Genomic DNA, 2,375 nt, shown 5'->3' on the forward strand with positions numbered 1-2,375 from the left:
CTGGAGGCGCTGTCCGAGCGCATGGCACGGTTGGAAGCGATGGCCGAAAGCCCCGATCGGGCGCGTGATTCTTCACCAATCCTGGATGAGGAGCAGTTCTGGGCTTTGACGGGCTTACAGTCCCAGCACACGGCGTCGATGGGCGCCAGCGCCGTGAACGGCCCGGGAAGGGCCCCCGCCTCCTGCAGGTCCATCAAGGCGTAAGCCAGGACGCCGGCCGCGACGATGACGAGGAAGCCGCCGGTCCAGGCGAAGAAGCGACGCAGATCGAGGCGCAGCGCACCGCGCGAGATCAGCCAGCCGATGATCACGGCTGCGACAAGCCCGAGCAGGGCGCCAAGGAGCGCCGAGGGGGCATCGCCGAACGACTGGACCATCGACCACAGCAGCAGGGTCGTCTCGATGCCCTCGCGAGCGACGGACACGAAGCCGATGGCGATGAGCGCCCACAGGCCGCCCGCGGTGAGGGCGCGGTCGATACCGCCCTCCAGGGTCGCCTTCATGCTGCGACCGGCACGCTGCATCCAGAAGATCATCCAGGTGACCATCGCGACGGCCAGCAGCGAGAGCCCTCCCCCGATCAGCTCCTGCGCCTGGAACGTGAGCTCATAGGCGCCGAAGGTCAGTACCGCACCGATGCCCAGCGCCAGCGCGATCGCGAGGCCGACCCCGGCCCACATCTTCGGCAGCGCATCCTGCCGGCCGAGGCGACGGAGGTAGGCGACGAGGATACCGACGACGAGCGCGGCTTCGAGACCCTCGCGGAGCCCGATGAGAAAAGTGGCGAGCACGGAAGAACACTCTCTGGCGGTGACTGAGGTAAGGCAGCCCTTACCTCAGAGACTCTAGCACCGTCACGACAGCGCTCCGAACGCACGCACCGGAAGTAACGGAGCGCAACAGAGGATCGCACCCCCGGGCGAGCGACGTAGCCTCTGTCCATGGCTGAACTCTCGCTCCCCATCCTCGACCTCTCGCAGCTCGACGAAGGCCCCGACGCCGCGGCACGATTCCGCGACGACCTCCGTGCGGCGACGCACGACGTCGGATTCTTCTACCTCACGGGAACGGGGATCTCCCCCGAACTCGAGGAGCGACTGCACCGGGCGGCCCTGGACTTCTTCGCGCTTCCCGACGAGGAGAAGCTCGCGATCGAGAACGTGAACAGCCCGCACTTCCGCGGCTACACCCGCATCGGCGGCGAGCGGACACAGGGGAAGGTCGACTGGCGCGAGCAGATCGACATCGGCCCCGAGCGCCAGCCCGTCGACGACGGCCCCGCCTTCAACCGGCTCATCGGCCCCAATCTCTGGCCATCGGCGCAGCCCGAGCTCAAGGACGTCGTCGCCGAGTGGCACGAAACGCTGTCCGAAGTCGCGCGCAAGCTCCTGCGCGCCTGGGCGCAGACTCTGGGCGCGGAAGAGTCCTACTTCGACGAGCATTTCGGTGAGCCGTCGACGCTCATCAAGATCGTCCGTTACCCGGGAACCCACGAGCCGGAGCCGCAGCAGGGCGTGGGTGCACACAAGGATTCCGGCGTGCTCACCCTGCTCTGGGTGGAGCCGGGCAAGGGCGGCCTGCAGGTCGAACGCGACGGAGCGTGGGTCGACGCTCCCCCGGTGCCCGGCGCGTTCGTCGTCAACATCGGAGAGCTGCTGGAGTACGCCACCGGCGGCTACCTGAAGGCCACGAACCACCGCGTGGTGTCGCCGCAGGCACCGGACGAGCGGATCTCCATCCCGTTCTTCTTCAACCCTGCGCTCGACAAGCGCCTGCCACTGATCGAGCTGCCGGAGGAACTGGCGGCGGAGGCGAAAGGGGTGACCGACGACCCGAGCAACCCCATCCACGCCCTCTACGGGGAGAACGCGCTCAAATCACGTCTGCGCGCGCACCCCGACGTCGCCGCCATCCACCACGCCGACCTCGTGGGCGCCCCGGTCTGACCGAAGGGTCACAGCATCTGTGCGCCGCCGAGGGCGACGATCTCGCGCAGCGCCTGGAGATGCGCCGCGAAGGCGTCACGTCCCGTCTTCGTCGACCGCACCCAGGTGCGCGAACGGCCCCCGACGGTGCCCTTGCGCGCGAGCACGTAGCCGGCTGCCTGCAGATGCGTGATGGCCTTGCTCAGGGGCGAGTCGCCGCACTGGAGGACGTCGCGGAGCGCCGGGAAGTCGAGCTCCATGCCGTCACCGAGCGCGGCCATGAGCGAGAACCGGATCGGTGAGGCGAAGTTGTCGTCCAGCTAGATCACTCGCTCGACGGTCACGCCGAGGCGGGCGTAGAACGCGATGGCACGCTCAAGGACACCGGCGGCGGTGGCGCCCTTTTCGTCGTCGTGGATCTCTGCGTAGGCGAGTCGGGAGTGATCGTCG

At 68.2% G+C, this 2,375-nt stretch carries 3 protein-coding genes and 1 pseudogene; 1 reads left to right on the forward strand and 3 read right to left on the reverse strand.

From position 1 onward, the window contains the following. On the reverse strand, positions 1-791 hold a 791-nt coding region (efeU, locus tag KZA10_RS12575), incomplete at its 3' end, for an iron uptake transporter permease EfeU (RefSeq protein ID WP_308289665.1). A 150-nt stretch (positions 792-941) separates the two neighbouring features. On the opposite strand from efeU, the gene KZA10_RS12580 reads away from it, so the two are divergent. Beyond that, positions 942-1,946, forward strand: coding sequence for an isopenicillin N synthase family oxygenase (locus tag KZA10_RS12580; RefSeq protein WP_218683039.1), 1,005 nt, complete (start codon positions 942-944; stop codon positions 1,944-1,946). Positions 1,947-1,954: 8 nt separating this feature from the next. On the opposite strand, the gene KZA10_RS12585 is transcribed toward KZA10_RS12580, so the two are convergent. Together KZA10_RS12585 and KZA10_RS12590 are read right to left on the reverse strand one after the other, a co-directional pair. Next, positions 1,955-2,245, reverse strand: coding sequence for a transcriptional regulator (locus KZA10_RS12585; RefSeq protein ID WP_218683040.1), 291 nt, complete (start codon positions 2,243-2,245; stop codon positions 1,955-1,957). A gap of 3 nt (positions 2,246-2,248) precedes the next feature. After that, positions 2,249-2,375 (reverse strand): annotated as a pseudogene (locus KZA10_RS12590) (IS481 family transposase); the annotation flags it as partial.

Origin of the sequence: Microbacterium sp. BF1 (genome assembly GCF_019279095.1) — a bacterium.
Taxonomy (GTDB): Bacteria; Actinomycetota; Actinomycetes; order Actinomycetales; family Microbacteriaceae; genus Microbacterium; species Microbacterium maritypicum.

What these genes read in the sequence shown, in the direction of transcription:
- KZA10_RS12580 (WP_218683039.1), top strand. Translation starts at nt 942, where the DNA reads ATGGCTGAACTCTCGCTCCCCATCCTCGACCTCTCGCAGCTCGACGAA.